General features: G+C 65.6%; 21 protein-coding genes and 1 riboswitch. Of the genes, 8 read left to right on the forward strand and 13 right to left on the reverse strand.

Annotation, left to right across the window (positions count from 1 at the left end; genetic code table 11):
* Window positions 1-17: 17 nt before the first annotated feature.
* From fmt to def (IT775_RS08245), 4 genes are read right to left on the reverse strand one after another with little or no spacing between them, the layout of a single operon-like run.
* Window positions 18-923, reverse strand: a complete 906-nt coding sequence (gene fmt / locus IT775_RS08230; RefSeq protein WP_212700608.1) for a methionyl-tRNA formyltransferase — start codon at window positions 921-923, stop codon at window positions 18-20.
* 17 nt (window positions 924-940) lie between these two features.
* Entirely contained in the window at window positions 941-1,435 is a 495-nt protein-coding gene (gene def, locus IT775_RS08235) for a peptide deformylase (RefSeq protein WP_212700609.1), read from the reverse strand.
* Window positions 1,432-1,932 (reverse strand): peptide deformylase, encoded by a 501-nt coding sequence (gene def / locus IT775_RS08240; RefSeq protein ID WP_212700610.1) that lies wholly within the window; start codon window positions 1,930-1,932, stop codon window positions 1,432-1,434. Before def (IT775_RS08240) ends, def (IT775_RS08235) begins: the two co-directional genes overlap by 4 nt.
* Window positions 1,929-2,447, reverse strand: coding sequence for a peptide deformylase (gene def / locus IT775_RS08245; RefSeq protein WP_212700611.1), 519 nt, complete (start codon window positions 2,445-2,447; stop codon window positions 1,929-1,931). The genes def (IT775_RS08240) and def (IT775_RS08245) overlap by 4 nt, the downstream gene beginning before the upstream one ends.
* Window positions 2,448-2,694: 247 nt before the next feature.
* Here def (IT775_RS08245) and IT775_RS08250 point away from each other — a divergent pair, with 247 nt between their 5' ends.
* Window positions 2,695-3,864: a MalY/PatB family protein gene (locus IT775_RS08250; RefSeq protein WP_212700612.1), complete on the forward strand. Its 1,170-nt coding sequence runs from the start codon at window positions 2,695-2,697 to the stop codon at window positions 3,862-3,864.
* Window positions 3,865-3,867: 3 nt separating this feature from the next.
* Here IT775_RS08250 and IT775_RS08255 read toward each other — a convergent pair whose 3' ends face one another.
* The 8 genes from IT775_RS08255 to IT775_RS08290 form a co-directional block, all read right to left on the reverse strand.
* On the reverse strand, window positions 3,868-4,221 hold the full coding sequence (locus IT775_RS08255; protein ID WP_212700613.1) for a hypothetical protein: 354 nt from the start codon (window positions 4,219-4,221) through the stop codon (window positions 3,868-3,870).
* 93 nt (window positions 4,222-4,314) lie between these two features.
* Window positions 4,315-5,085, reverse strand: coding sequence for a precorrin-4 C(11)-methyltransferase (cobM, locus tag IT775_RS08260; protein WP_212700614.1), 771 nt, complete (start codon window positions 5,083-5,085; stop codon window positions 4,315-4,317).
* A 34-nt stretch (window positions 5,086-5,119) separates the two neighbouring features.
* Window positions 5,120-6,919 carry a precorrin-3B C(17)-methyltransferase gene (gene cobJ, locus IT775_RS08265; RefSeq protein ID WP_212700615.1) on the reverse strand — a complete coding sequence of 600 codons (1,800 nt, stop codon included), beginning with the start codon at window positions 6,917-6,919 and terminating at the stop codon, window positions 5,120-5,122.
* The gene (gene cobI, locus IT775_RS08270) at window positions 6,910-7,611 is read right to left on the reverse strand and encodes a precorrin-2 C(20)-methyltransferase (protein WP_212700616.1); all 702 of its coding nucleotides are present in this window, start codon (window positions 7,609-7,611) and stop codon (window positions 6,910-6,912) included. Before cobI ends, cobJ begins: the two co-directional genes overlap by 10 nt.
* A gap of 66 nt (window positions 7,612-7,677) precedes the next feature.
* Window positions 7,678-8,880 carry a precorrin-6y C5,15-methyltransferase (decarboxylating) subunit CbiE gene (gene cbiE, locus IT775_RS08275; protein WP_212700617.1) on the reverse strand — a complete coding sequence of 401 codons (1,203 nt, stop codon included), beginning with the start codon at window positions 8,878-8,880 and terminating at the stop codon, window positions 7,678-7,680.
* A complete protein-coding gene (locus tag IT775_RS08280; protein WP_212700618.1) occupies window positions 8,873-9,523 on the reverse strand; it encodes a precorrin-8X methylmutase in 651 nt (216 codons plus the stop codon). The genes cbiE and IT775_RS08280 overlap by 8 nt, the downstream gene beginning before the upstream one ends.
* Before the next feature lie 111 nt (window positions 9,524-9,634).
* Window positions 9,635-10,885, reverse strand: coding sequence for a sirohydrochlorin chelatase (locus IT775_RS08285; protein ID WP_212700619.1), 1,251 nt, complete (start codon window positions 10,883-10,885; stop codon window positions 9,635-9,637).
* A gap of 3 nt (window positions 10,886-10,888) precedes the next feature.
* A complete protein-coding gene (locus IT775_RS08290) occupies window positions 10,889-11,113 on the reverse strand; it encodes a DUF6732 family protein (protein ID WP_212700620.1) in 225 nt (74 codons plus the stop codon).
* Window positions 11,114-11,417: 304 nt separating this feature from the next.
* Between IT775_RS08290 and IT775_RS08295 the strand changes: the two genes are divergently transcribed.
* The 6 genes from IT775_RS08295 to IT775_RS08320 all read left to right on the forward strand — a co-directional run bounded on the left by IT775_RS08295 (window position 11,418) and on the right by IT775_RS08320 (window position 16,525).
* A complete protein-coding gene (locus IT775_RS08295) occupies window positions 11,418-12,416 on the forward strand; it encodes a glutathione S-transferase family protein (protein WP_212700621.1) in 999 nt (332 codons plus the stop codon).
* 112 nt (window positions 12,417-12,528) lie between these two features.
* Complete coding sequence (locus tag IT775_RS08300) at window positions 12,529-12,906, forward strand: DUF1636 family protein (RefSeq protein WP_212700622.1); 378 nt, start codon at window positions 12,529-12,531, stop codon at window positions 12,904-12,906.
* A 1-nt stretch (window position 12,907) separates the two neighbouring features.
* On the forward strand, window positions 12,908-13,846 hold the full coding sequence (locus tag IT775_RS08305) for a threonine-phosphate decarboxylase (RefSeq protein WP_212700623.1): 939 nt from the start codon (window positions 12,908-12,910) through the stop codon (window positions 13,844-13,846).
* A 14-nt stretch (window positions 13,847-13,860) separates the two neighbouring features.
* Window positions 13,861-14,739, forward strand: coding sequence for an adenosylcobinamide-phosphate synthase CbiB (gene cbiB, locus IT775_RS08310; protein WP_218958574.1), 879 nt, complete (start codon window positions 13,861-13,863; stop codon window positions 14,737-14,739).
* A 62-nt stretch (window positions 14,740-14,801) separates the two neighbouring features.
* On the forward strand, window positions 14,802-15,980 hold the full coding sequence (locus IT775_RS08315) for a lytic murein transglycosylase (RefSeq protein WP_212700625.1): 1,179 nt from the start codon (window positions 14,802-14,804) through the stop codon (window positions 15,978-15,980).
* Complete coding sequence (locus IT775_RS08320; protein ID WP_212700626.1) at window positions 15,980-16,525, forward strand: MOSC domain-containing protein; 546 nt, start codon at window positions 15,980-15,982, stop codon at window positions 16,523-16,525. The genes IT775_RS08315 and IT775_RS08320 overlap by 1 nt, the downstream gene beginning before the upstream one ends.
* Window positions 16,526-16,582: 57 nt before the next feature.
* On the opposite strand, the gene smc is transcribed toward IT775_RS08320, so the two are convergent.
* The gene (smc, locus tag IT775_RS08325) at window positions 16,583-20,038 is read right to left on the reverse strand and encodes a chromosome segregation protein SMC (protein WP_212700627.1); all 3,456 of its coding nucleotides are present in this window, start codon (window positions 20,036-20,038) and stop codon (window positions 16,583-16,585) included.
* Window positions 20,039-20,241: 203 nt separating this feature from the next.
* A riboswitch (cobalamin riboswitch) is annotated at window positions 20,242-20,457 on the forward strand.
* A gap of 34 nt (window positions 20,458-20,491) precedes the next feature.
* On the opposite strand from smc, the gene IT775_RS08330 reads away from it, so the two are divergent.
* The gene (locus tag IT775_RS08330) at window positions 20,492-20,659 is read left to right on the forward strand and encodes a CbtB domain-containing protein (protein ID WP_212700628.1); all 168 of its coding nucleotides are present in this window, start codon (window positions 20,492-20,494) and stop codon (window positions 20,657-20,659) included.
* Window positions 20,660-20,669: the final 10 nt, after the last annotated feature.

Genomic DNA, 20,669 nt, shown 5'->3' on the forward strand with positions numbered 1-20,669 from the left:
CTGCCTTTTCTCCCGGGTTAGAGCCGCGTTCCCTTGGCGAGAGGCATCCCGCGCAGGAATATATCGGCATCCTGTGCCGCCTTGCCCGCCCGTTGCAAGCGCAAAAGCTGTACCGCGCCGGTGCCGCAGGCCACCCTCAGTTGATCGTCCAGCACCGCGCCCGGCTCCCCTGCCCCATCGGCCAGGCGCGACGCCAGCAGCTTGATGCGCTGGCCGTCATGTTCGATGAAGGCGCCCGGGAAGGGCGAGAGGCCCCGGATCTTGCGGTCGACCTCTTCGGCCGTCGCGGTCCAGTCGATCGCCGCCTCGGCCTTGTCGATCTTGTGGGCATAGGTCACGCCGTCTTCGGGCTGCACCTCGGGCGTCAGGCTGTCAAGTTGCTCCAACGCCTCGACGATCAGCTTCGCGCCCATTTCGGACAGACGATCATGCAGACCGGCGGTGGTTTCCTCCGCCCCAATCGGCGTGACCTGCCGCAGCAGCACCGGGCCGGTGTCGAGCCCCGCCTCCATCTGCATGATGCAGATGCCGGTTTCCGCATCCCCCGCCATGATCGCGCGATGGATCGGCGCCGCCCCGCGCCAGCGCGGCAGCAGCGAAGCGTGGATGTTCAGGCAGCCGTGTTTGGGGGCATCAAGAACGGGTTGCGGCAGGATCAGCCCATAGGCCACCACGACCGCCACATCGGCGTTGAGATCGGCGAAGGCCGCCTGTTCCTCGGGCGATTTCAAGGACACCGGGTGGCGCACCTCCAGCCCCAGTTCCAGGGCGCGGGCATGAACAGGTGTCGGCCGGTCCTTCTTGCCCCGCCCCGCCGGGCGCGGCGGCTGGCAATAGACGGCGGCGATATCGTGGCCGGCATCGACCAGCGCCTGCAGCACCGGCACGGAAAAGTCCGGCGTCCCCATGAAAATCACACGCATGTCCCTGCCCCTTTCGATCAGCGCAGCTTGCGCGCCTTCTTGATCAGCATATCGCGTTTCACCCGGCTCAGATGGTCGAAATACATCTTGCCGTTCAGATGGTCGATCTGATGTTGTACGCTGGTCGCCCAGAGCCCGACGAAATCGCGTTCCTCGACCTCGCCCGCCTCGTTCAGGAACCGCACCGTCACCGCGCGCGGGCGGCTGATCGTGGCGTGGACGCCGGGCAGGTTGGGGCTGGCTTCGTCATGGTCGCGCAGCTGCACGCTGGCGTGCAGGATTTCGGGGTTCGCCATGCGCACGGGCTTGCCGCGCTCCTCGCTGGCATCGACCACCGCCAGGCGCTGCATCACGCCGATCTGCACCGCGGCCAGACCGACGCCGGGCATCGCCTCCATCGTGTCGATCATGTCGTCCCAGGTGGCGCGCACCTCGTCGGTGATTTCCGCCACCGGTTCGGCCGGCGTTTTCAGCCGCTTGTCGGGCCAGGGCAGGCATTTGCGCACGGTCATTTCAGTGCCTCCAGATAAGCCCCTTCGACCCGCGCACGATCCTCGTCGGACAGGCGGTCGAAGATCACCAGACCGTCGAGATGGTCGTATTCGTGCTGGGCGCATTTCGCCTCGAACCCGGTCAGTTCGCGTTCCTGCTCCGCGCCGTCCAGCCCGGTCCAGCGCAGCGTGATCCGCTCGGGCCGCGTCACCTCGGCGGGCGCGGCGGGGATCGACAGGCAGCCTTCTTCGCCCGCCACGACCCCTTCGGAGGAGGCAACAATTTCGGGATTGATGCAGATCACCGGCGTCATGTCGCCGTCTTTCCATCCGCAATCCATGACGAAGAGGCGTTTCATCACGCCCACCTGCGGTGCGGCCAAACCCCGCCCCGGCGCGTCATACATGGTTTCCAGCATGTCGGTGACCAGATCCGACACATCCTCGCCCGGCGCCACCGGGTCACAGACCTGCGACAGGCGCGGATCGGGCCATTTCAGGATCGGCAGAACGCTCACGCCCGGGCCCGTTCCCGTTTCAGTTTCTGCATCTTGCGGGTGATCATCTGGCGCTTCAGCGGCTTGAGGTAATCGATGAACAGCTTGCCGTTCAGGTGATCAATTTCATGCTGCACGCAGGTCGCCCAGAGATCGGCGAAGGTTTCGCGCTGCTCGTTGCCGTTGCGGTCGATCCATTGCACCGTCACCTCGGCCGGGCGTTCGACCTCGGCATATTGTTCGGGGATCGACAGGCAGCCTTCCTCATAGGTGCTCAGCTCGTCCGAGGCCTCGATCACCTGCGGATTGAACATGATCAGCGGACGCGGGGTTTCGTCCTTTTCCTTGGCGCAATCCAGCACGATCAGCCGGTCCAGAACGCCGATCTGCGGCGCGGCCAGGCCGATGCCCGGCGCCTCGTACATGGTTTCCAGCATATCGTCGGCCAGCGTACGCAGGTCGTCCGACAAATCGGCGACCGGATCGCAGACCTTTTTCAGACGCGGATCGGGGTGGATCAGGATAGGACGTTTCATGACAGTGGATTTAGGGTATGGTCCCCATACCTGCAATGGGCCATTGTTTCGGCAAGCATCGGCACAAAACAGCCATATAGAAAAATGGCCCGAATATTCAATTGCATCAAGTACGATTTCCCTAAATTTAGAAAAAATCGAGATCACTCTTCCAATTTTTATGCATATATTGGAATTTTGACCCGACAATGACTTAATGCCGGCATTCCCGGCAGGCAACACTGCGACACATCCAAGGAGACCCCGAATGAGCTTCGACACGATCATCGACCGTTTTGGCACCCACTCGGTCAAATGGGACATGATGGAAGACATCTATGGCGTTCCGGCCAAGGACGGCATCCCGATGTGGGTCGCCGACATGGATTTCCGCGCGCCCGACTGCGTGCAGAATGCCATCGCGAAGATGCATGAACACGGGGTTTACGGCTATTATGGCGATGACAGCAGCTATCGCAACGCGATCTGCTGGTGGATGCAGAACCGGCATGGCTGGACCGTCGACCCCGACGCCATTTTCACCACCCACGGGCTGGTGAACGGCACCGCGCTGTGCGTCGACACATTCTCCGCTCCGGGCGATGGCGTGGTGCTGATGACGCCAGTCTACCATGCTTTCGCCAAGGTGATCCGCGCCAATAACCGCCGCGTCGTGGAATGCGACCTGTCCTATGAAAACGGCCGCTACGAAATGGATTTCGACACCTGGGACAAACAGATGGACGGGTCGGAAAAGATGCTGATCCTGTGTTCGCCGCACAATCCCGGCGGCCGGGTCTGGACCAAGGACGAACTGGAAGGCGTCGCCGCGTTCGCCAAGCGCCACGACCTGATCCTGGTGTCGGACGAAATCCATCACGATCTTGTCTTCGGCGGCGCACGGCATATCCCGATGGCAACCATCGAAGGCATTTCGGACCGGCTGATCATGATGTCGGCGACCACCAAGACCTTCAACATCGCCGGCAGCCATTCGGGCAACGTGATCATCCATGATCCCGATCTGCGCGCGAAATTCGCCGCCAAGATGGCGGCACTCGGCATGTCGCCCAATTCCTTCGGTCTGCACATGGCCGAAGCGGCCTATTCCCCCGAGGGGGCAGCCTGGGTCGACGACCTGATCGCCTATATCGACGGAAACCGGCAGGTTTTCGATGAAGGCATCAATTCAATCCCGGGCCTCGCCTCGATGAAGCTGGAAGCGACTTACCTCGCCTGGGTCGATTTCGCCGGCACCGGCATGACGCGGGATGAATTCACCAAGCGGGTCGAGCGCGACGCGAAAATCGCCATCAACCACGGGCCGACATTCGGGTCGGGGGGCGACGATTTCCTGCGCTTCAACCTCGCCACGCCGCGCAGCATCGTGGAACAGGCGGTGGACCGGATGCAGGCAGCCTTCGCCGACCTGCAATAAGCATCAGGCCGAGGGGCGCGGCAGGGCGATCCTGTCGTCCCTCTCGGGCGCGAAATCCCGCGGCGGGCGTTCCTGGATCGCCGTCAGCCGCTTGAATTCATAGCACATCCGCCCGTTTTCCTCGCCCGAGGCGACGATCAGGCATTGGTACATGTGCTGGCCGCGATCATACAGATCGACGAAACCCCGCAGATGCGGCGCGGTTTCCGCATCGAGCTCGAACCCGCCATCCCAGAAGCTGAGTATGCGATAGGTCTTGCCGTCAGCTTCGACCAGCATCCGGCCATTGCGCTTGCGGTCGCGCTTGCGCGCCGCTTCCAGACCGGCCAGAACCTCTTCGGACAGGAATGTCGACATGATGTGCCTCCCAACTTCCCCCCAAGCATGCGAAAAACGCGGCCCGGGGGGAATATCGCTATCGGGACGCCGCCATCTTTCCCTGCGACTGTGTCATTTTGCCGACGCTTTCGGACGCAACACGTGCGGCATCGCCGGGTCGTACAGCGCCGAATCCTTGAAATCGCGGACATCGCCCAGAACCGGACCGACCAGAATCAGCGCCGTCCGGGTGATTTTTTCCGCCCGCACCTTGCCGTGGATGTCCGAAAGCGTGCCGCGAATGAACATCTGGTCCGGCCAGCCGACGCGATAGGCCACGACCACCGGACAATCGGCCCCGTAATGCGGCGAAAGCTGCCGCTCGATCTCGCGCAGGTTCCGCACGCCGAGGTGAATCGCCAGCGTCGCGCCGGTGCGCGCGAAGTTTTCCAGCGTTTCGCCCGACGGCATCGCGGTGGATTTCATCGATACCCGGGTCAGAACGATCGACTGCGCAAGTTCCGGCACGGTCAGTTCCTGCCCCAATGCGGCGGCGGCGGCGGCATAAGCGGGCACGCCGGGGATGATTTCATAGGGAATGCCCTCGGCCCTGAGCCGCCGGATCTGTTCGGCGATCGCGCCGTAAAGCGACGGATCGCCCGAATGCACCCGCGCCACGTCCTGCCCCCGCGCATGCGCCGCTTTGATCTCCGCATGGGTGTCGTCCAGCGTCATCGGCGCGGTATCCATCACCTTCGCCCCCTCGGGTGCGCAGGCCACCACCTCGGGCGGCACCAGCGATCCGGCATACAGGCAGACCGGACAGTCGCCGATCACCCGTTCGGCCTTCTTGGTCAACAATTCCGGGTCGCCTGGCCCCGCGCCGATGAAATAAACCGTCATGCCAGAGCTTCCCTTTTCACTGTTCCCAAAACGCTCACTGCGCCGCATCCGCCGCCAGGTCGCCGTCGATCTTGCGGGCATAGCCGCGCGGCGTGAACATGCGCGGGCCTTCGCCCAGATGCGCCAGCCGCGAATTGCTCGACCCGACCAGCACCACCGTCAGCATATCGACCTCGTCCACTTCCAGTTCGTCCAGCCGGCGATAGCGCACGTGTTCCTCCGGCCGTCCCAGTGACGACGCCAGCATCACCGGCGTATCGGCCGGACGGTGCTGCAACAGGATATCGCGCGCCTCGGCCAGCAGGGTGCGCCGCGTCTTTGATACCGGGTTATAGAAGGCGATGACGAAATCGCCCTCCGCCGCCGCCTTCAGCCGCCGCAGGATATCGTCGCGCGGGGTCAGCAGGTCGCTCAGCGAAATGGTGCAGAAATCGTGGCCCAAGGGCGCCCCGGCCCGTGCCGCCGCCCCCTGCAGCGCCGAAACGCCGGGGGAACAGATCACCTCGACCCGGTGCGCGGCATCGCTCACCCCGTGCTCGTCAGGCCCGCGATCCAGCAGTTCGAACACCAGCGCCCCCATTGCGTAGATCCCGGCATCCCCTGAACAGACCAGCGCCACGTTGCGTCCCTCGGCGGCGCGTTCCAGCGCATAGCGGCAGCGCGCCTCTTCCCCGCCCAGCGGAAAATCCGACCGGGTTTTGCCCGCGGCCAGCGGCCCCAACAGATCGATATAAAGCCCGTAGCCGACCAGTTCCTCGGCTTCGGCCACCAGCTTCGACACTTCCGGCGTGCGCCAGGATGCCTGCCCGGGCCCGATCCCCACCACGCTCAGCCGGCCACGCGCCCGGCCCGGCAGTTCGGTGAGCGGCGCCTCGGTCCGCGACAGGGCGCAGGTGCAATTGGCGGCTTTCTGTTTCTCGACCACCAAACTGCCTCCGCATGCCAAAGCCGCGCCTTCGCTGACGCCATGGCAGCCGACCTCGGCAAAGACCACCTCGGACGGGTTCGGCACATCCTGCGCCTCCAGTTCCGCTGCCGTGTACAGTCGCAACGGCACGCCCAGCCGCCGCGCCACTTCGTTCATCGCCGGCTCATCCGCCTTCAGGTCGATCGAGGCAACGCAGGCCACCGCTTCCGGCGCGATCCCGGCCTGGTCCAATGTTCCGGACACCAGCTCCCACATCTCCTCCGGATCGGCATTGCGGGCGCAACCCAGCCCCAGCACATGGCGCTGAGGACGATAGACCAGCCGATCTTCGCTTGCCCGCTCGGGCGCCTCGCTGACCACCAGTTCGACCGCGCCGCCAGCATCCTCGATCCCGAAGATATTCTCGCCCACCACCGACACGCCCGCGCCCGACAGAAGCGCCGCCATCGCGCCCTTGGCATCCTGTGGATTTGCGAGCCGGTAGCCAACGGGCGGTTCGTCCAATGCCACCCCCATCGCCACATCTCCCGCCGTGGTCACCGCCGCGACGGCATCCAACGCCTGCGCCACCTGCCGGGCCAGCCGGTTCGCGCCGCGATGCCCGCCCAACAGCGGCACCACCACCGACCCGTCGTCGGATACCGACAACACCGGCGGCTCGACCCGCTTGTCGCCCAGCAACGGCGCCACCGCCCGGATCAGGATGCCCGATGCGCAGACCCCCAGCACCGGCACCCCGGCGGCGAACAGGTCGCGCACGTGGTCCAGCGCATTGGGAAAAAACGCATCTGCCTGCGCCACGCGCCCCTCGCGCCCATGCAAATCAGCACCCAAGGCGTCGGCCAGCTTGCGCGCGGTCGCTTCGCCGGAGGCGTTCAGCGCCAGAACAACGGGTTTCACAGCCATGGATCGGCCCCCTTCGTCAGTAAGATCATCGAAAAATACGGCGCTTTTTCCGGCGCCTCGGACAGCGGGCAGATGCGCTCCTCGGGCAGGCTGGCCCGTTCGACGTAAACCGCACTTTCGGTCAGCCCCAGTTCAGCGATTACGCCACGGATCTTGGCCAGGTGCCGCCCGACCTTCATGATGACGACGCTCTCGGCGCCCTCGATCCGGCTCCGCAACTCGGCCTCGGGCAAGGGTCCGGGCAACACCGTCAGCCGCTCGTTGCGCGCCGCCAGCGGCACCCCGGCGCGGCCCGCGCAGGCGGTGATGCTAGTCACGCCGGGCACCACTTCGACCTCGAACCGCCCGGACAGCCGGGCATGTAGATACATGAAGGAACCATAGAAGAACGGATCGCCCTCGCAGAGGCAGATCACGTCCTCGCCCGCCTCCAGCGCCGTGGCGATCTGCGCCGCGCCCGCGTCATAGGCCGCCTGCGCCGGGCCGCGTTCCACCGTCATCGGCACGTCCATGACGATTTCGCGCGCCCCTTCCGGGATCGCGGCGGCGGCGATGGCGCGGGCGAAACTGTCCGACCCGGACAGCGCCGGATAGGCCACCACGCGGGCCTGCGACACCAGCCGATGGGCCTTCAGCGTCATCAGCTCGGGGTCCCCCGGCCCCAGCCCGACGCCATAGAGCTTACCGGCCATGTTCCGCCCCCAGCCACTTTTTCTTGGCCCAAATCCCCCCGCCGGAGGCGTCCCGCCCTTGCCAATTCATCGCTTGATCAGGCTCCACTGCGTCACCGGCATCAACGGCCGCCAGCCGGTGCGCGGCCCGACCGGTTCGGCCCGTTGCACCTGTATCTTGACCAACTGGCCGCCGAACTCGGCCTGCAGCGCGACCAGCACCGCCTCGCTTTCCAGCGTAACCGCGTTGGCCACCAGCCGCCCCAGCGGGCGCAGCGCCGCCCAGGCCGCCTCGAACACCTCACGGCTCAGCCCACCGCCGATGAATACCGCATCAGGGGCCTCCAGCCCTTTCAGCGCCTCGGGCACCCGCCCATCGATCAGCTGCAGTTTCGGCGTCCCCAAAGCCAGCGCATTGGCCGCCGCCATCGCGCGGCGGTCGGCGCGCGGCTCGATCCCGATGGCGCGGGCGTAGCGCGCGCCGCGCATCCATTCCACCGCCACTGATCCGCATCCCGTTCCGATATCCCACAGCAGCGCCCCGCGCATCGGCATCAGCTTGGCCAGTGTCGCCGCGCGCACCTCCTGCTTGGTCATGGTGCCGTCATGCTGAAACAGATCGTCGGCCAGCCCCGGCACCCGGGGCAGCAGCGCCGCGTCCGGCGCGGCGACGCAATCGACCGCCAGCGTGTTGAAATCCGGCACCTCGTGATCCCAGCTTTCCGCCACCCCGTCGAACCGCGCCTCGCTCTCCCCGCCCATATTGGCCAGCACCGTCATCTTCGAACGACCGAAGCCGCGCTCGGTCAGGAAGGCCGCGATCTGCCCCGGCGTATGCGCCCCGGTGGTCAGGATCAGGAGCCGCGCATCGGGCTGGATGAAGGCGATCATCTGTTCGACCGGGCGCCCGTGCACGGTGAGCGTTTCGACATCCGCCAGGCTCCAACCCATCCGCGCGGCGGCCAGCTGGAACGCCGAGAGCTGCGGGTGATAGGTAATCTCGGACGGATCGATCGACCGCCCGATCCGGGCACCGACGGAAAACCACAAGGGATCGCCGGTGGCCAGCACCACCACGCGCCGCCCCTTCATCGCCTGCAGCATGTCGATCAGCGCGTCGAAGGGCGACGGCCAGGCGACCCGCTCGGCGGTCACCGTACCCGACAGGTCATGATGCCGGTCGCCGCCGACGATCACCTCCGCCGCCTCGACCACCGCACGGGTGGCGGGCAAGAGCCCCTCCAGCCCGTCCTCACCGATACCCACGATATGCAACCACGGTTCAGCCATGTTCAGCCTCCTTTTCCTCCGGCAATCCTGCCGCCAGCGCGTTCACCGCCGCCGAGGCGATCGCCGATCCGCCGCGCCGTCCGCGCAACGCCACGAAATCACAGCCGCGCGCATTGGCGGCCAGTTCCGCCTTGCTTTCCGCCGCCCCGACGAAACCCACCGGGAAGCCCAGGATCAGCGCCGGCTTCGGCGCCCCCTGATCGATCAGTTCCAGCAGGTGAAACAGCGCCGTCGGCGCGTTGCCCACCGCCACCACGGCGCCGTCCAGCCGGTCGGCCCACAGTTCCACCGCCGCCGCCGAGCGGGTATTGCCGATCCCCGCCGCGATCCCCGGCACGCGCGAATCGTTCAGCGTCACCACCACCTCGTTTTCCTTGGGCAGGTAACGGCGGATGATCCCGGCGCCGACCATTTCGCAATCGCACAACACCGGCGCACCGGCCAGCAGCGCGTCGCGCCCGGCCTCATAGGCGTCCGGCGAAAAGGCCAGCCGGTCGGCCACCTCCACCATGCCGCAGGCGTGGATCAGCCGGATCGCCAGCGCCTGCATCCCCGGCCCGAACCGGTCGAGTCGCGCTTCGTTCCGCACCGTCGCGAAGGACTGCGCATAGATCGCCGAGGGATTCTTTTCGTATGGGCGCATGGCGCTCGGTCTCCGTTGGGTTCCTTCCCCCGGACCGGGGGAAGGACAGGATGGGGGTCGATGCGGAATGCGAAGCCCATCGGGCTTCACAATGGGGTCAATGCCCCGGGCTCAATGACGATGCCTGCGCGCGCTTTCCGGCCCCAGCGGGTGATCCGCATGCGGGTATTCGGGGTGCACGTGATCGTGGTCGTGGTGATGATGGTGATGGCCGTGACTGTGGCCGTGCGCATGATCATGCCCGTGATCATGATGATGATCGTGGTCATTGTGATGGTGGTGATGCCCCATCTCCAACCGGCATTCCCCGGTGCAGAACGTATCGCACAGCTTGCAATCGGCCACGTTCGATCCGGGCGCGCTGGCGCCCTGGCCTTCGACATGGTGGTGATGGCTTTCCTGCACAGCGCCGACCTCGGCCTCGAAGCCCAGAACCTCGACCCGGTACTTGCACATCACGCAGGTGGGCGGCGGCACGTCGGCAAAGGCCGGATGCCCGGCGCGCTCCTCGGCGCTGATCTGCACCGGCGCCCCGCCTTCGACGGACAGGACCTGGGTGCGATGGGGGCAGGTGCCGCAGTTGGGCGGCGGCACATCGGAAAGCTGCTCGGTCACCCGCTCGGCAAAGGTTTCCAGCACCTTGGGATGGTCGTTCAGATAACCCGCCTTGACGAACTGGATGTCGGGATGTCTGGCCGCGACCTGGTCGGTGAAGCCGTAGATGCGGTCGATCAGGATGCCGGTGAACAGGAAATAGGGGAACACGATGACGCGCTTGTAGCCCAGCTTCACCACGTGGTTCAGGCAGGGTTCGACCAGCGGGAAGGTGACGCCGGAATAGCCCACCTCGCACCATCCGAATCCCATGCCTTCCTGCAACAGCCGGGCGATCTTGGACACGTTGGCATTGGCGTCGGGGTCCGACGCGCCGCGCCCGATCACCACCAGGCAGGTATCGTGCAGCGGCACGTCGCCCAGTTCCGCGTTGGCGCGCTCGACCGCCTCGCGCACCCGCGCGCCGGCGGCGGCGACCATCTTGGGATCGACCCCCAGTTCGCGGCCATAGGACACCTCGATCCCGTGCTTGGCGGCATAGGTGTTCAGCACCGTCGGGATATCGTTCTTCGAATGCATCGCGGCGAACAGCATCCCGGGCACCGCCACGATCCGGTCGCAGCCCTTTTCGCGCAACCGGTCCAGCCCGTCGCGGATCACCGGGTTGGCGAATTCCAGATAGCCGTATTCGGTTTCCCAGTCAGACGGCAGCAACGCGGGCAGCTTTTCGGCCAGCACGCTGAATTCGTCCACGGCTGCCTGGCTGCGGGACCCGTGGCCGCAGATCATCACTCCGATTTTCGCCATGTCTCAGGCTTCCTGCAGGTCTTCTTCGCCGGCGTCTTCGGCCTGTTCCGAATCCCCCTCGGCTTCCGCCTTGCCCTTCAGCCCGGCCCACAGGCCAATCGCAATGGCAGCCCCGATGGCGACGCCAGCCAGCCAATGGCCGTGTCCGGCCACCTCGGCCAGATGGCCCGGATGCGCGGCGGCCTGCCCTGCCCAGAACAGACCCAAAACTGCATAGAAAGCTTTCATGCCTCTCCCCTTTTCTGTCACATCGAAGAGAGGATGCCCCGAAAGGCACCTGACGACGCCTGCCCTGATCCCCTGGTTGGGTCGATCGCGCAAGCTCACCTCTCCGGCCCCGACGGGGCTTCGTCTGCGTTCAGGTATAATTGCCCCGGCCGCGTAAACGCAATTGTAGAAACGTCGCGACGACCATCGAATGCGACCCTCGCGCCCCTCTTTTGTGCGGCAACGCAAATAATCTGCGCGGGTATCGCCATTTTCGCACAACGCCCGACAGCCTAGATCGGTTCATGTGAAAAGGAGACGCATGATGGGCCTACTGATCGACGGCAAATGGCACGACACCTGGTACGACACGGGAAAAACCGGCGGCAAATTCGTCCGCTCGACCGCCGGTTTCCGCAACTGGATCACCCCCGATGGCAACGCCGGACCGACGGGAGAAGGCGGATTCAAAGCAGAATCGGGGCGCTATCACCTCTATGTCTCCTATGCCTGTCCCTGGGCCCATCGCACCCTGATCTTCCGCGCCCTCAAGGGATTGGAGGATCATATCGGCATTTCGGTCGTGCACCCCGATATGCTGGACGATGGCTGGAGCTTAGATCAGGGCTTCGACGGCGCCACCGGCGATCGGCTCTATGGCCTGTCCTTCATGCGCGACATCTATACCAAGGCGGATCCCGGCATCTCGGGGCGGGTGACGGTGCCGGTCCTGTGGGACAAGAAAACCGAAACCATCGTATCGAACGAAAGCTCCGAGATCATCCGGATGCTCAATTCGGCCTTCGACCACATCACCGGCAATCACGACGATTACTGGCCAGAGGATTTGCGCGCCGCGATCGAACCGGTCAACGCCCGCATCTATGACAGCGTCAACAACGGCGTCTACAAGGCCGGTTTCGCGACGACGCAATCGGCCTACGACGAAGCGGTCGGGCCGCTGTTCGACAGCCTCGACTGGCTGGAGGAGCGGTTGTCGACCCGTCGTTACCTGATGGGCGAGCGCGTGACCGAGGCCGACTGGCGGCTGTTCACCACCCTGATCCGGTTCGACTCGGTCTATCACCTGCATTTCAAGTGCAACCGCAAGCGGCTGATCGATTACCCCAATCTCTGGGCCTATACCCGCGAACTGTATCAGTGGCCCGGCGTGGCGGGGACCGTCAGTTTCGACCATATCGTGCGGCACTATCACTACAGCCACGACACCATCAATCCGCACCGGATCATCCCGATCAACCCGGTGCTGGATTATGGCGAACCGCATCGGCGTGACGCGCTGAGCTACGCTGCCGCCTCCTAGCACCGGGGGACCGTTACGGGGGAAACCGCGGCTTTTCCCCCGCCGTCCCAATGTCGCATCTTGTGCTTTCAATCCGAATCCGCTTTGTCTTCGCGCGAAAGGAAACGCGCCGATGACAAGCTGGATTACGATCTGTGACACCTGCAAACGCGACGGCTGGGATGCGGCATCCGCGTCCCGCACCGATGGCGAGTCGCTTGCGGAAAAGGTTGAAGCCGCCGCCGAAAGCGTCGCGGACATCAAGACCCGGCGCGTGTCCTGCTTGATGGGGTGCAGCCACGGCTGCAACGTCGCGATCCAGGGCGAGGGCAAGCTGGCCTATACGCTGGGCCGGTTCGACCCCGACGAGGAAGGCGCAGCGCAGGCCATCGTCGAGTATGCAGCGCTGCACGCGCAAAGCGACAGCGGCCAGGTGCCGTTCCGGCAATGGCCGCAAGGGGTGAAAGGGCATTTCGTGACCCGCCACCCGCCGCTGCCGAAGGAGGGCTGAGATGGCCTTGCCGCAGCGCGATCACGGCGGGGGAATAGACGCGGCAGCGGCCCGCTACGGCGGCACGCGTGCAGACTGGATCGACCTGTCGACCGGCATCAACCCGGCGCCCTACCCGGTTTCCGGCATTCCAGCCGACGCCTGGACAGCCCTGCCCGACAGCGCCGCCGCGCAGGCGCTGACCGACGCGGCGCGGTCGTTCTGGCAGGTTCCGGACGGGGCCGCCATCCTGGCCGCGCCGGGGGCGTCATCGCTGATCGCCCGCATTCCGGCTCTGCGGCCTGCCGCCACCGTCGACATTCCCGCGCCCACCTACAACGAACATGCCGCCGCTTTCGCTGCGGCGGGCTGGCAAGTGTCGGACGACGCTCCGGCGGCACGTGTCATCGTGCATCCCAACAATCCAACCGGCCATTGGTACGCCGGTGAACCGGACGGGTTCGACCTGCATGTCATCGACGAAAGCTTCTGCGATGTGGCGCCGGACCGGTCTCTGATCGCTCATGCCACCCGCCCCGGCACACTGGTCCTGAAAAGCTTCGGCAAGTTCTGGGGCTTGGCCGGGCTGCGGCTGGGCTTCGCCATCGGCGATCCCGAGCTGATCGACCGCCTGGCGCAAATGCTCGGGCCCTGGCCGGTGTCGGGCCCGGCGCTGGCCATCGGCACGCGGGCGCTGACCGATGACGCCTGGGCCATCGCGACACGCACAAGACTGAACGAAGACGCCGCCCGGATGGACGCGCTGATGACCCGCGCCGGGGCACGACTGTCGGGGGGCACCCCGCTGTTCCGGCTATACGATGTCGACAACGCCGCAAAGTGGCAGGACCGACTGGCGAAAGCGCAAATCTGGACCCGGACATTCCCTTATTCCGATACGCTGATCCGGCTTGGCCTGCCCGCCCCGGACCAGTGGCACAGGATGGAGGCGGCGCTGTGACCCTGGTGCTGGCGATGCTGCTGGATGCCGCAATGGGCGAACCGAAATGGCTGTGGTCGCGCTTTCCGCACCCTGCCATCCTGATGGGACGGGTGATCGGTTGGGCCGACGACCGTTTCAATCGCGGTGACCAGCGCCGCGCCAACGGCATCCTGACCATGACCGGGCTGGCCATCGGCGCCTTGGCTCTGGGCTGGCTGCTGTCGCTGTTCGGCCCGGTGGTGGAGATCGTCATCGCCGCGATCCTGTTTGCGCAACGCTCGCTGGTCGAACACGTGAAGGCGGTCGGAAATGCGCTGCGCCTGTCGGTGGGCGACGGCCGGATGAGCGTGGCGATGATCGTCGGGCGCGACACCAGCGAAATGGACGCCCCCGCCGTCAGTCGCGCCGCCATCGAAAGCGCGGCGGAGAATTTTTCCGACGGGGTGATCGCGCCCATCTTCTGGTTCGCCCTGCTCGGCCTGCCCGGGCTGCTGCTCTACAAGATCACCAATACCGCCGACAGCATGATCGGCTATCGCACCCCTCGGCATAAAGACTTCGGCTGGGCCGCCGCCCGGTTCGACGACCTGCTGAACCTGATCCCCGCCCGGCTGACCGCGCTGCTGATCGCCCTGCCCCATCGCGTGCTGCGCGACTGGCCCGCGACCGTGCGCGATGCAAGGCGGCACCGCTCGCCCAATGCCGGCTGGCCCGAAGCGGCGATGGCCCGCGCGATCGACGTGGCGCTGGCCGGGCCGCGTTCCTACGGTGGCGAGATGCGTGATTTTCCCTTCGTCCATCCCGAAGGGCGCGACGATATCGGCCCCGATGACATCGACGCCGCGACCCGCGTGTTGTGGACGGCGTGGAGCATCGCGCTGGCGCTGGCCTTCGCGGCCTCGCTGCTCTGACAGTTGCAGCATGGGGTGATCCTGCTAGGTTAACCGCGATCCCTATTGGTTCCGAGGATTTCATGCGTTTTCACCTTCCCGCCCTTTTGTTCGCGTCATTCCTGTCCGCCCCGGCGGACGCTCAAGTGCCCTGCGGCGGCAGCTTTTCCGGCTTCGTCGAAGGGCTGAAACAGGAAGCCATCGCCCAAGGCCATTCACGATCCACGGTCGACGGGTTCTTCGCCAGCGTTCGGAAGGATCAGAAAGTGCTGGCCGCCGACCGGCGGCAAGGCGTCTTCACGCTGGATTTCACCACCTTCGCCCGACGGCTGATTTCGAAAAACCGGATGGACCGGGGCCGCGCCAACGCACGGAAATACGCCGCCACCTTCGACCGGATCGAACGCGATTTCGGCGTCTCGCCCGGGGTACTTCTGGCGTTCTGGGCGTTCGAAACCGATTACGGAGCGGTGCAAGGCGATTTCAACACCGCCAACGCGCTGGTGACGCTGTCGCATGATTGCCGCCGCCCCGAACTGTTCCGGCCGCAGGTCATGGCCGCGATCGACCTGTACGCGCGCGGCGATTTCGACCCGGCCCGCACCACCGGCGCCTGGGCCGGTGAAATCGGCATGGTGCAGATGCTGCCCAAGGATATCCTCGAGAACGGCGTCGACGGCGATGGCGACGGGCATGTATCGCTGAAAACCTCCGCTCCCGATGCGCTGATGTCGGGGGCCAAGATGCTGCAGCACCTCGGCTGGCGTCCGAACGAACCCTGGCTGCAGGAAGTCCGGGTTCCGGCACAGATGGATTGGGCGCTGGCCGGGCTCGATACCGCGCGGCCGCTGTCGCAATGGCAGGCAATGGGGGTCGAGCCGCGATCGGGCCAGTGGCAGGCGCCGGGGCTGAAGGGCAAGCTGATCCTGCCGCAGGGGCGCAAGGGACCGGCCTTCATCGCCTATCCCAATTTCGACGCCTACTTCGAATGGAACCAGAGCTTCACCTATGTGCTGACCGCCGCCTATTTCGGCACCCGGCTGATGGGCGCGCCGGTGTTTGACGCGGGCAATCCCGATCCCGCCCTCTCCACCGGGCAGATGAAGCAACTGCAACAAAAACTCGCCGCGCGCGGCCATGATGTCGGCAAGATCGACGGCATCCTCGGCTCCGGCACCCGCGCCGCCGTGCGCGCCGAACAGAAACGGCTGGGCCTTCCCGCCGATGCCTGGCCCACCGCAGACCTCCTGAGGAAACTCTGATGCAACCGACCACGACCCAACTTTCCGCCGCGATGGATCACATCCGCGCCGCGCCACGCGACGACGCACCGATCGAAATGCTGTGCCGCCGGCCCGGTTTCGGGGAACGCGAATTCCTGTCCGAACTGCCGCTGACCGTCGCGGCGGGCATTCCCGGCGACCGCTGGACGACATCGCCCTGGATGAAACTGGACGATGGCAGCCCCGATCCGCGCATCCAGGTGTCGATCCTGCCCAGCCGGGTACTGGAGGCGGTCTGGACCGACCGGGACAATCAGCCCCATCCCGGCGATCCGATCGTGGCCGACCTGGATTGTTCCTATGCCAACCTGCCCGTGGGCAGCCGCTTGCAGGCGGGCACGGCGATTCTCGAAGTGTCGGACGTGTTCAACGATGCCTGCGTGAAATGGAAAGCGCGCTATGGCGCACCGGCAAAGGATTGGATCACCGCGCGGGAAAACGTGCACCTGCGGCTGCGCGGGCTGCTGTGCAAGATCGTGCAGGACGGGGTGGTGACGCTGGAGGACCGGCTGAAGAAGCTCTGAGCACGGGACGGCGGGCGGGGCGATGTCGCCGTGCAACGGCGACGAGCGGCGCCCCCGTCACGCCACCAGCTGCTCGGCCTTCTTCAGATCGACGCTGACCAGCTGGCTGACGCCCTGTTCCTGCATCGTCACCCCGAACAGACGGTCCATCCGCGCCATCGTCACCGCGTGGTGGGTGATGATCAGGAACCGGGTTTCGGTGCGGCGGCACATTTCGTCCAGCAGATCGCAGAACCGGGTCACGTTGGCGTCGTCCAGCGGCGCGTCGACCTCGTCGAGAACACAGATCGGCGCCGGGTTGGCCAGGAACACGGCGAAGATCAGCGCCATCGCCGTCAGCGTCTGTTCGCCGCCCGACAGCAGCGACAGGGTCGACAGTTTCTTGCCCGGCGGCTGGCACATGATTTCCAGGCCCGCGTCCAGCGGATCGTCGCTTTCCACCAGCACCAGGTTGGCCTCGCCGCCGCCGAACAGGTGCCGGAACAACAGGCCGAAATTGCTGTTCACCTGCTCGAAGGCGGTCAGCAACCGCTCACGGCCTTCCTTGTTCAGGCTGGCGATACCAGACCGCAGCGCCTTGATCGCCTCTTCCAGATCGGCCTTTTCGTCGACCAGACTGCCGTGTTCCTCGCGCACTTCCTTGGCGTCTTCCTCGGCCCGCAGGTTGACCGCGCCAAGCGCGTCGCGCTGCCGCTTCAGCCGGTTCACATCGGCCTCGATCGCGTCGGCCTCGGGCATGGTGTCGGGATCGACGTCGAGCGTTTCCAGCAACTTGTCCGGCGCCGTCTGCTGGTCTTCCTCGATCCGCTCCACCGCGTAGGCGACGGTTTCGCGCGCCGCGTCGGCGCGGGCTTCCGACCGGGCCCGCGCTTCGCGCGCTTCGCTGGCCGCCCGTTCGGCATCGCGTTCGGCCTGTTCGGAGGCGCGCAGCTGGCTTTCGGCCTCGGCCAGCACGTCGCTGGCCTGCCGGCGGCGTTCCTCGGCCTCTTCGATCGCCTCACCCAGTTCCTCGCGCTTGATGCGGATTTCCTCGGGCGCTTCGCTCGCCATGCGCAGCTCTTCCTCGGAATCGAACTTGCGCTCGGCCAATTCGGCGCTGCGTTTCTCGGCGGTTTCCAGACGGTGTTTCCAGCCGCTGATTTCCTTGGTCACTTCCTGGCTCCGGCGCAGGCGGGCCTCGCCTTCGCGGCGGATTTCATCATGGGCGGACCGCTTGGTCATCATCGTCAGACGTGCCGCCTCGACCGTCATCTTGACGTCCTCGACCGCCGCGCGGGCCTCGTCCAGGTCCTCCAGATCGGCCATGGCGCGTTCGGCTTCCAGCACCCGGGCGCGGGATTCGGTCGCCTCGTCCTCGTGCCGGGTCACCGCCAGTCCCAGCGATTCCAGCTTGGATTCGGCCAGGTTGCGGTCGGCCTCGGCGCGCGACAGCTTGCGGCTGGCCTCGTTCACCAAACGGTCGGCATCGCGGCGCGCCTGACGGGCGGCCTGATCGGCGCGGGTCAGATCAGCCAGACGCTGGGTCAGCGCCTCATGCGCCTGCCGCGCCGCATCGGCCCGGGTATTGGCCCGTTCGCTTTGCTGTTTCAGTTCTTCCAGGCGGTTGAGCTGCTGCAGCCGCAGCGCCGCCGCCGAGGGCGCGTCTTCGGCCCAGGCGCGGTAACCGTCCCACCGCCACAGGTCTCCCTCGACCGACACCAGCCGCTGACCGGGTTTCAGCAGTGGCTGCAACCGCGCCGCATCCTCGGGATCGATCAGCCCGATCTGCGCCATCCGGCGGGCCAGAACGTCGGGCACCGACACGTGGTTCGACAAAGCGGTAACCCCGGCTGGCAGCGCCTGCGTGTCGTCGTAATCGGGCAGTTCGGTCCAGCCCGAAGGGCCGTCCTCATCCACTTGCGGCGCGCGCAGATCGTCAGCCAGCGCCGCGCCAAGCGCCTTTTCGAACCCCATTTCGACCTGCAGCCGGTCGAGGATCTGACCACCCTCGGCGGTGTCGCGTTCCAACAGCTTCGCCAGCGCCGTAACCTCGGCGCGCAGCGCGTTCAGCTCGCCCTCGGCCTCGGACCGTTCGGCGCGCACATCGGCTTCACGTCCTTGCGTTTCGGCGCGGGCGGCTTCGGCGGCCATCAGGGTTTCCTCGGCGTTTTCCACCGTTTCCAGCGCCACCGCCTCTTCTTCCTGCGCTTCCTCGAACCGTTCCTCGGCCTCGGTCAGCGCCGATTGGGCTGCGGCCACCGCGTCGCGGGCCTTGACCGCCTCGGCCTCGGAGCGCTCCAGCGTCTTGCGGTTGTCATCCAGCAGGCGCTGCGCCGATTGGTGCCGGGCGGCCAGACGCGCCACGTCCTCGGTCTGCTGCGACAGGTCGGCTTCGCGATCCTGCAACACGCTGGCCGCTTCGCGCGCCGCGTCCGAGGCGGCCTCGAGCCGGTCATCATGGCCTTCGCCGGCCTTCTTCAGCTCGCGCGCTTCCCATTCCAGCCGTTCGATGGTTTCGCCCGCGTCGCGGTTCAGCCCCGCCTCGCGATCGATATCCTTGCTCAGCTGCAGGATACGGTTCTTCAGCGTCTCGATGGTCTGCAGCGCGCGGGCTTCCTGATCCTTCAGCGAATCCCGCTGCACCTCGAGCCGTTGCAGGATCGCCGAAGCGATCGCTTCTTCCTCGCGCAGCGGCGGCAGCGCGTCGTCCTTGGCCTGCCGTTCCTTCGCCGCTTGCCGTGCCTGCGCCTCGGCCTGCGCGGCGGCCGTGACGCGGGCGCGCAATTCCTCCTCGGACAGCAGGCGTGCCTCGTCGGCTTCGCGCCAGCGGCGGTACTGCAGCATGCCCTCGGCCTTGCGCAGCTCCTCGCCGATGGAGCGATAGCGCGCCGCCTGCCGCGCCTGCCGGTCGAGCTGCGCCAGTTGGCTAGCCAGTTGATCGACCACGTCATCGACCCTTGCAAGGTTCTGTTCGGCGCCCTTCAGCTTCAGCTCGGCCTCGTGGCGACGCTGGTAAAGACCGGAAATCCCCGCCGCTTCCTCCAGGATGCGGCGGCGGTTCTTCGGCTTGGCATTGATCAGTTCGGAAATCTGCCCCTGCCGCACCAGCGCCGGCGAATGGGCGCCGGTCGAGGCATCGGCGAACAGCATCTGAACGTCGCGCGCCCGCACGTCCTTGGTATTCACCTTGTAGGCGCTGCCGACGTCGCGGGTGATGCGCCGGACGATTTCCAGCTGGTCTTCGTCGTTGAACCCTGCCGGCGCCAGCCGGTCGGAATTGTCGATGACAAGGCTGACCTCGGCGAAATTGCGCGCCGGACGGGTCGAGGCACCGGCGAAGATCACGTCTTCCATGCCGCCGCCGCGCATCGCCTTGGGCCGGTTTTCCCCCATCACCCAACGCAGCGCTTCCAGCAGGTTGGACTTGCCGCACCCATTGGGGCCCACGACGCCAGTCAGACCTTCCTTGATCAGAAGGTCCGTCGGGTCGACGAAGCTTTTGAAGCCGGTGAGTCTGAGCTTGGTAAAAAGCAATGTGTGCCTGTCCACTGATTCCGAGGTGACCTTGATCCTGTGGCCCCGAAGGTCATCGAGTCAATAAAAACACCCTCTATCTGGCACAAACGGGTCAGTTATCCACAAGATATTGCGAACCCTTGGCGATATTGGGGGCGTACTTTCGTCGTTTTTCGCCCCCAGACTACGCAAAACGAACTTGACCGGAGCGCGCGGTACGGGCGAGAAGGTTCGGGTATGGTTCCTATTCACAGGTGCAAAGCACCGGGATGAAAAGGGAATGTGGAACAGGTGACCCAAACCGGGGCCTGCAGCCACAGCCGCCCCCGCGACTGTCAGCGGTGAGCGTTTGCCAAAGGCCACTGGGTACAAGCCCGGGAAGGTGGTGAACGTGTAGACCCGTCAGCCAGGAGACCTGCCATGCGTGATATCAACCCAAGCCGTCGGGGATGACGGAAGAGGAGACTAGACATGATTAAGACCTTTGCGAACATTCGCACCGACAGCGATATCCTGGGCATTGCTCTGGCCGGTTTTATCGGAGTGGGCCTGATTTTCGCGGCGGGCTTCAGCCACGCGCAGGTGATGCACGACGTATCCCACGATTCGCGTCATGCCATCGCATTTCCCTGTCACTGATCGCATCCTG

The sequence above is a fragment of the Thalassovita aquimarina genome (assembly GCF_018219815.1).
GTDB lineage: Bacteria > Pseudomonadota > Alphaproteobacteria > Rhodobacterales > Rhodobacteraceae > Thalassobius > Thalassobius aquimarinus.

Excerpts from the sequence above, each read along its gene's own strand:
- def (WP_212700611.1), bottom strand. The coding sequence starts at position 2,447 with ATGAAACGTCCTATCCTGATCCACCCCGATCCGCGTCTGAAAAAGGTC.
- IT775_RS08290 (WP_212700620.1), bottom strand. The coding sequence starts at position 11,113 with ATGAAAGCTTTCTATGCAGTTTTGGGTCTGTTCTGGGCAGGGCAGGCC.
- IT775_RS08255 (WP_212700613.1), bottom strand. The coding sequence starts at position 4,221 with ATGTCGACATTCCTGTCCGAAGAGGTTCTGGCCGGTCTGGAAGCGGCG.
- IT775_RS08295 (WP_212700621.1), top strand. The coding sequence starts at position 11,418 with ATGGGCCTACTGATCGACGGCAAATGGCACGACACCTGGTACGACACG.
- cobJ (WP_212700615.1), bottom strand. The coding sequence starts at position 6,919 with ATGGCTGTGAAACCCGTTGTTCTGGCGCTGAACGCCTCCGGCGAAGCG.
- IT775_RS08330 (WP_212700628.1), top strand. The coding sequence starts at position 20,492 with ATGATTAAGACCTTTGCGAACATTCGCACCGACAGCGATATCCTGGGC.
- IT775_RS08300 (WP_212700622.1), top strand. The coding sequence starts at position 12,529 with ATGACAAGCTGGATTACGATCTGTGACACCTGCAAACGCGACGGCTGG.
- cbiE (WP_212700617.1), bottom strand. The coding sequence starts at position 8,880 with ATGGCTGAACCGTGGTTGCATATCGTGGGTATCGGTGAGGACGGGCTG.
- cobM (WP_212700614.1), bottom strand. The coding sequence starts at position 5,085 with ATGACGGTTTATTTCATCGGCGCGGGGCCAGGCGACCCGGAATTGTTG.
- cobI (WP_212700616.1), bottom strand. The coding sequence starts at position 7,611 with ATGGCCGGTAAGCTCTATGGCGTCGGGCTGGGGCCGGGGGACCCCGAG.
- IT775_RS08305 (WP_212700623.1), top strand. The coding sequence starts at position 12,908 with ATGGCCTTGCCGCAGCGCGATCACGGCGGGGGAATAGACGCGGCAGCG.
- IT775_RS08280 (WP_212700618.1), bottom strand. The coding sequence starts at position 9,523 with ATGCGCCCATACGAAAAGAATCCCTCGGCGATCTATGCGCAGTCCTTC.
- IT775_RS08320 (WP_212700626.1), top strand. The coding sequence starts at position 15,980 with ATGCAACCGACCACGACCCAACTTTCCGCCGCGATGGATCACATCCGC.
- cbiB (WP_218958574.1), top strand. The coding sequence starts at position 13,861 with ATGCTGCTGGATGCCGCAATGGGCGAACCGAAATGGCTGTGGTCGCGC.
- IT775_RS08315 (WP_212700625.1), top strand. The coding sequence starts at position 14,802 with ATGCGTTTTCACCTTCCCGCCCTTTTGTTCGCGTCATTCCTGTCCGCC.
- fmt (WP_212700608.1), bottom strand. The coding sequence starts at position 923 with ATGCGTGTGATTTTCATGGGGACGCCGGACTTTTCCGTGCCGGTGCTG.
- IT775_RS08250 (WP_212700612.1), top strand. The coding sequence starts at position 2,695 with ATGAGCTTCGACACGATCATCGACCGTTTTGGCACCCACTCGGTCAAA.
- IT775_RS08285 (WP_212700619.1), bottom strand. The coding sequence starts at position 10,885 with ATGGCGAAAATCGGAGTGATGATCTGCGGCCACGGGTCCCGCAGCCAG.
- def (WP_212700609.1), bottom strand. The coding sequence starts at position 1,435 with ATGACCGTGCGCAAATGCCTGCCCTGGCCCGACAAGCGGCTGAAAACG.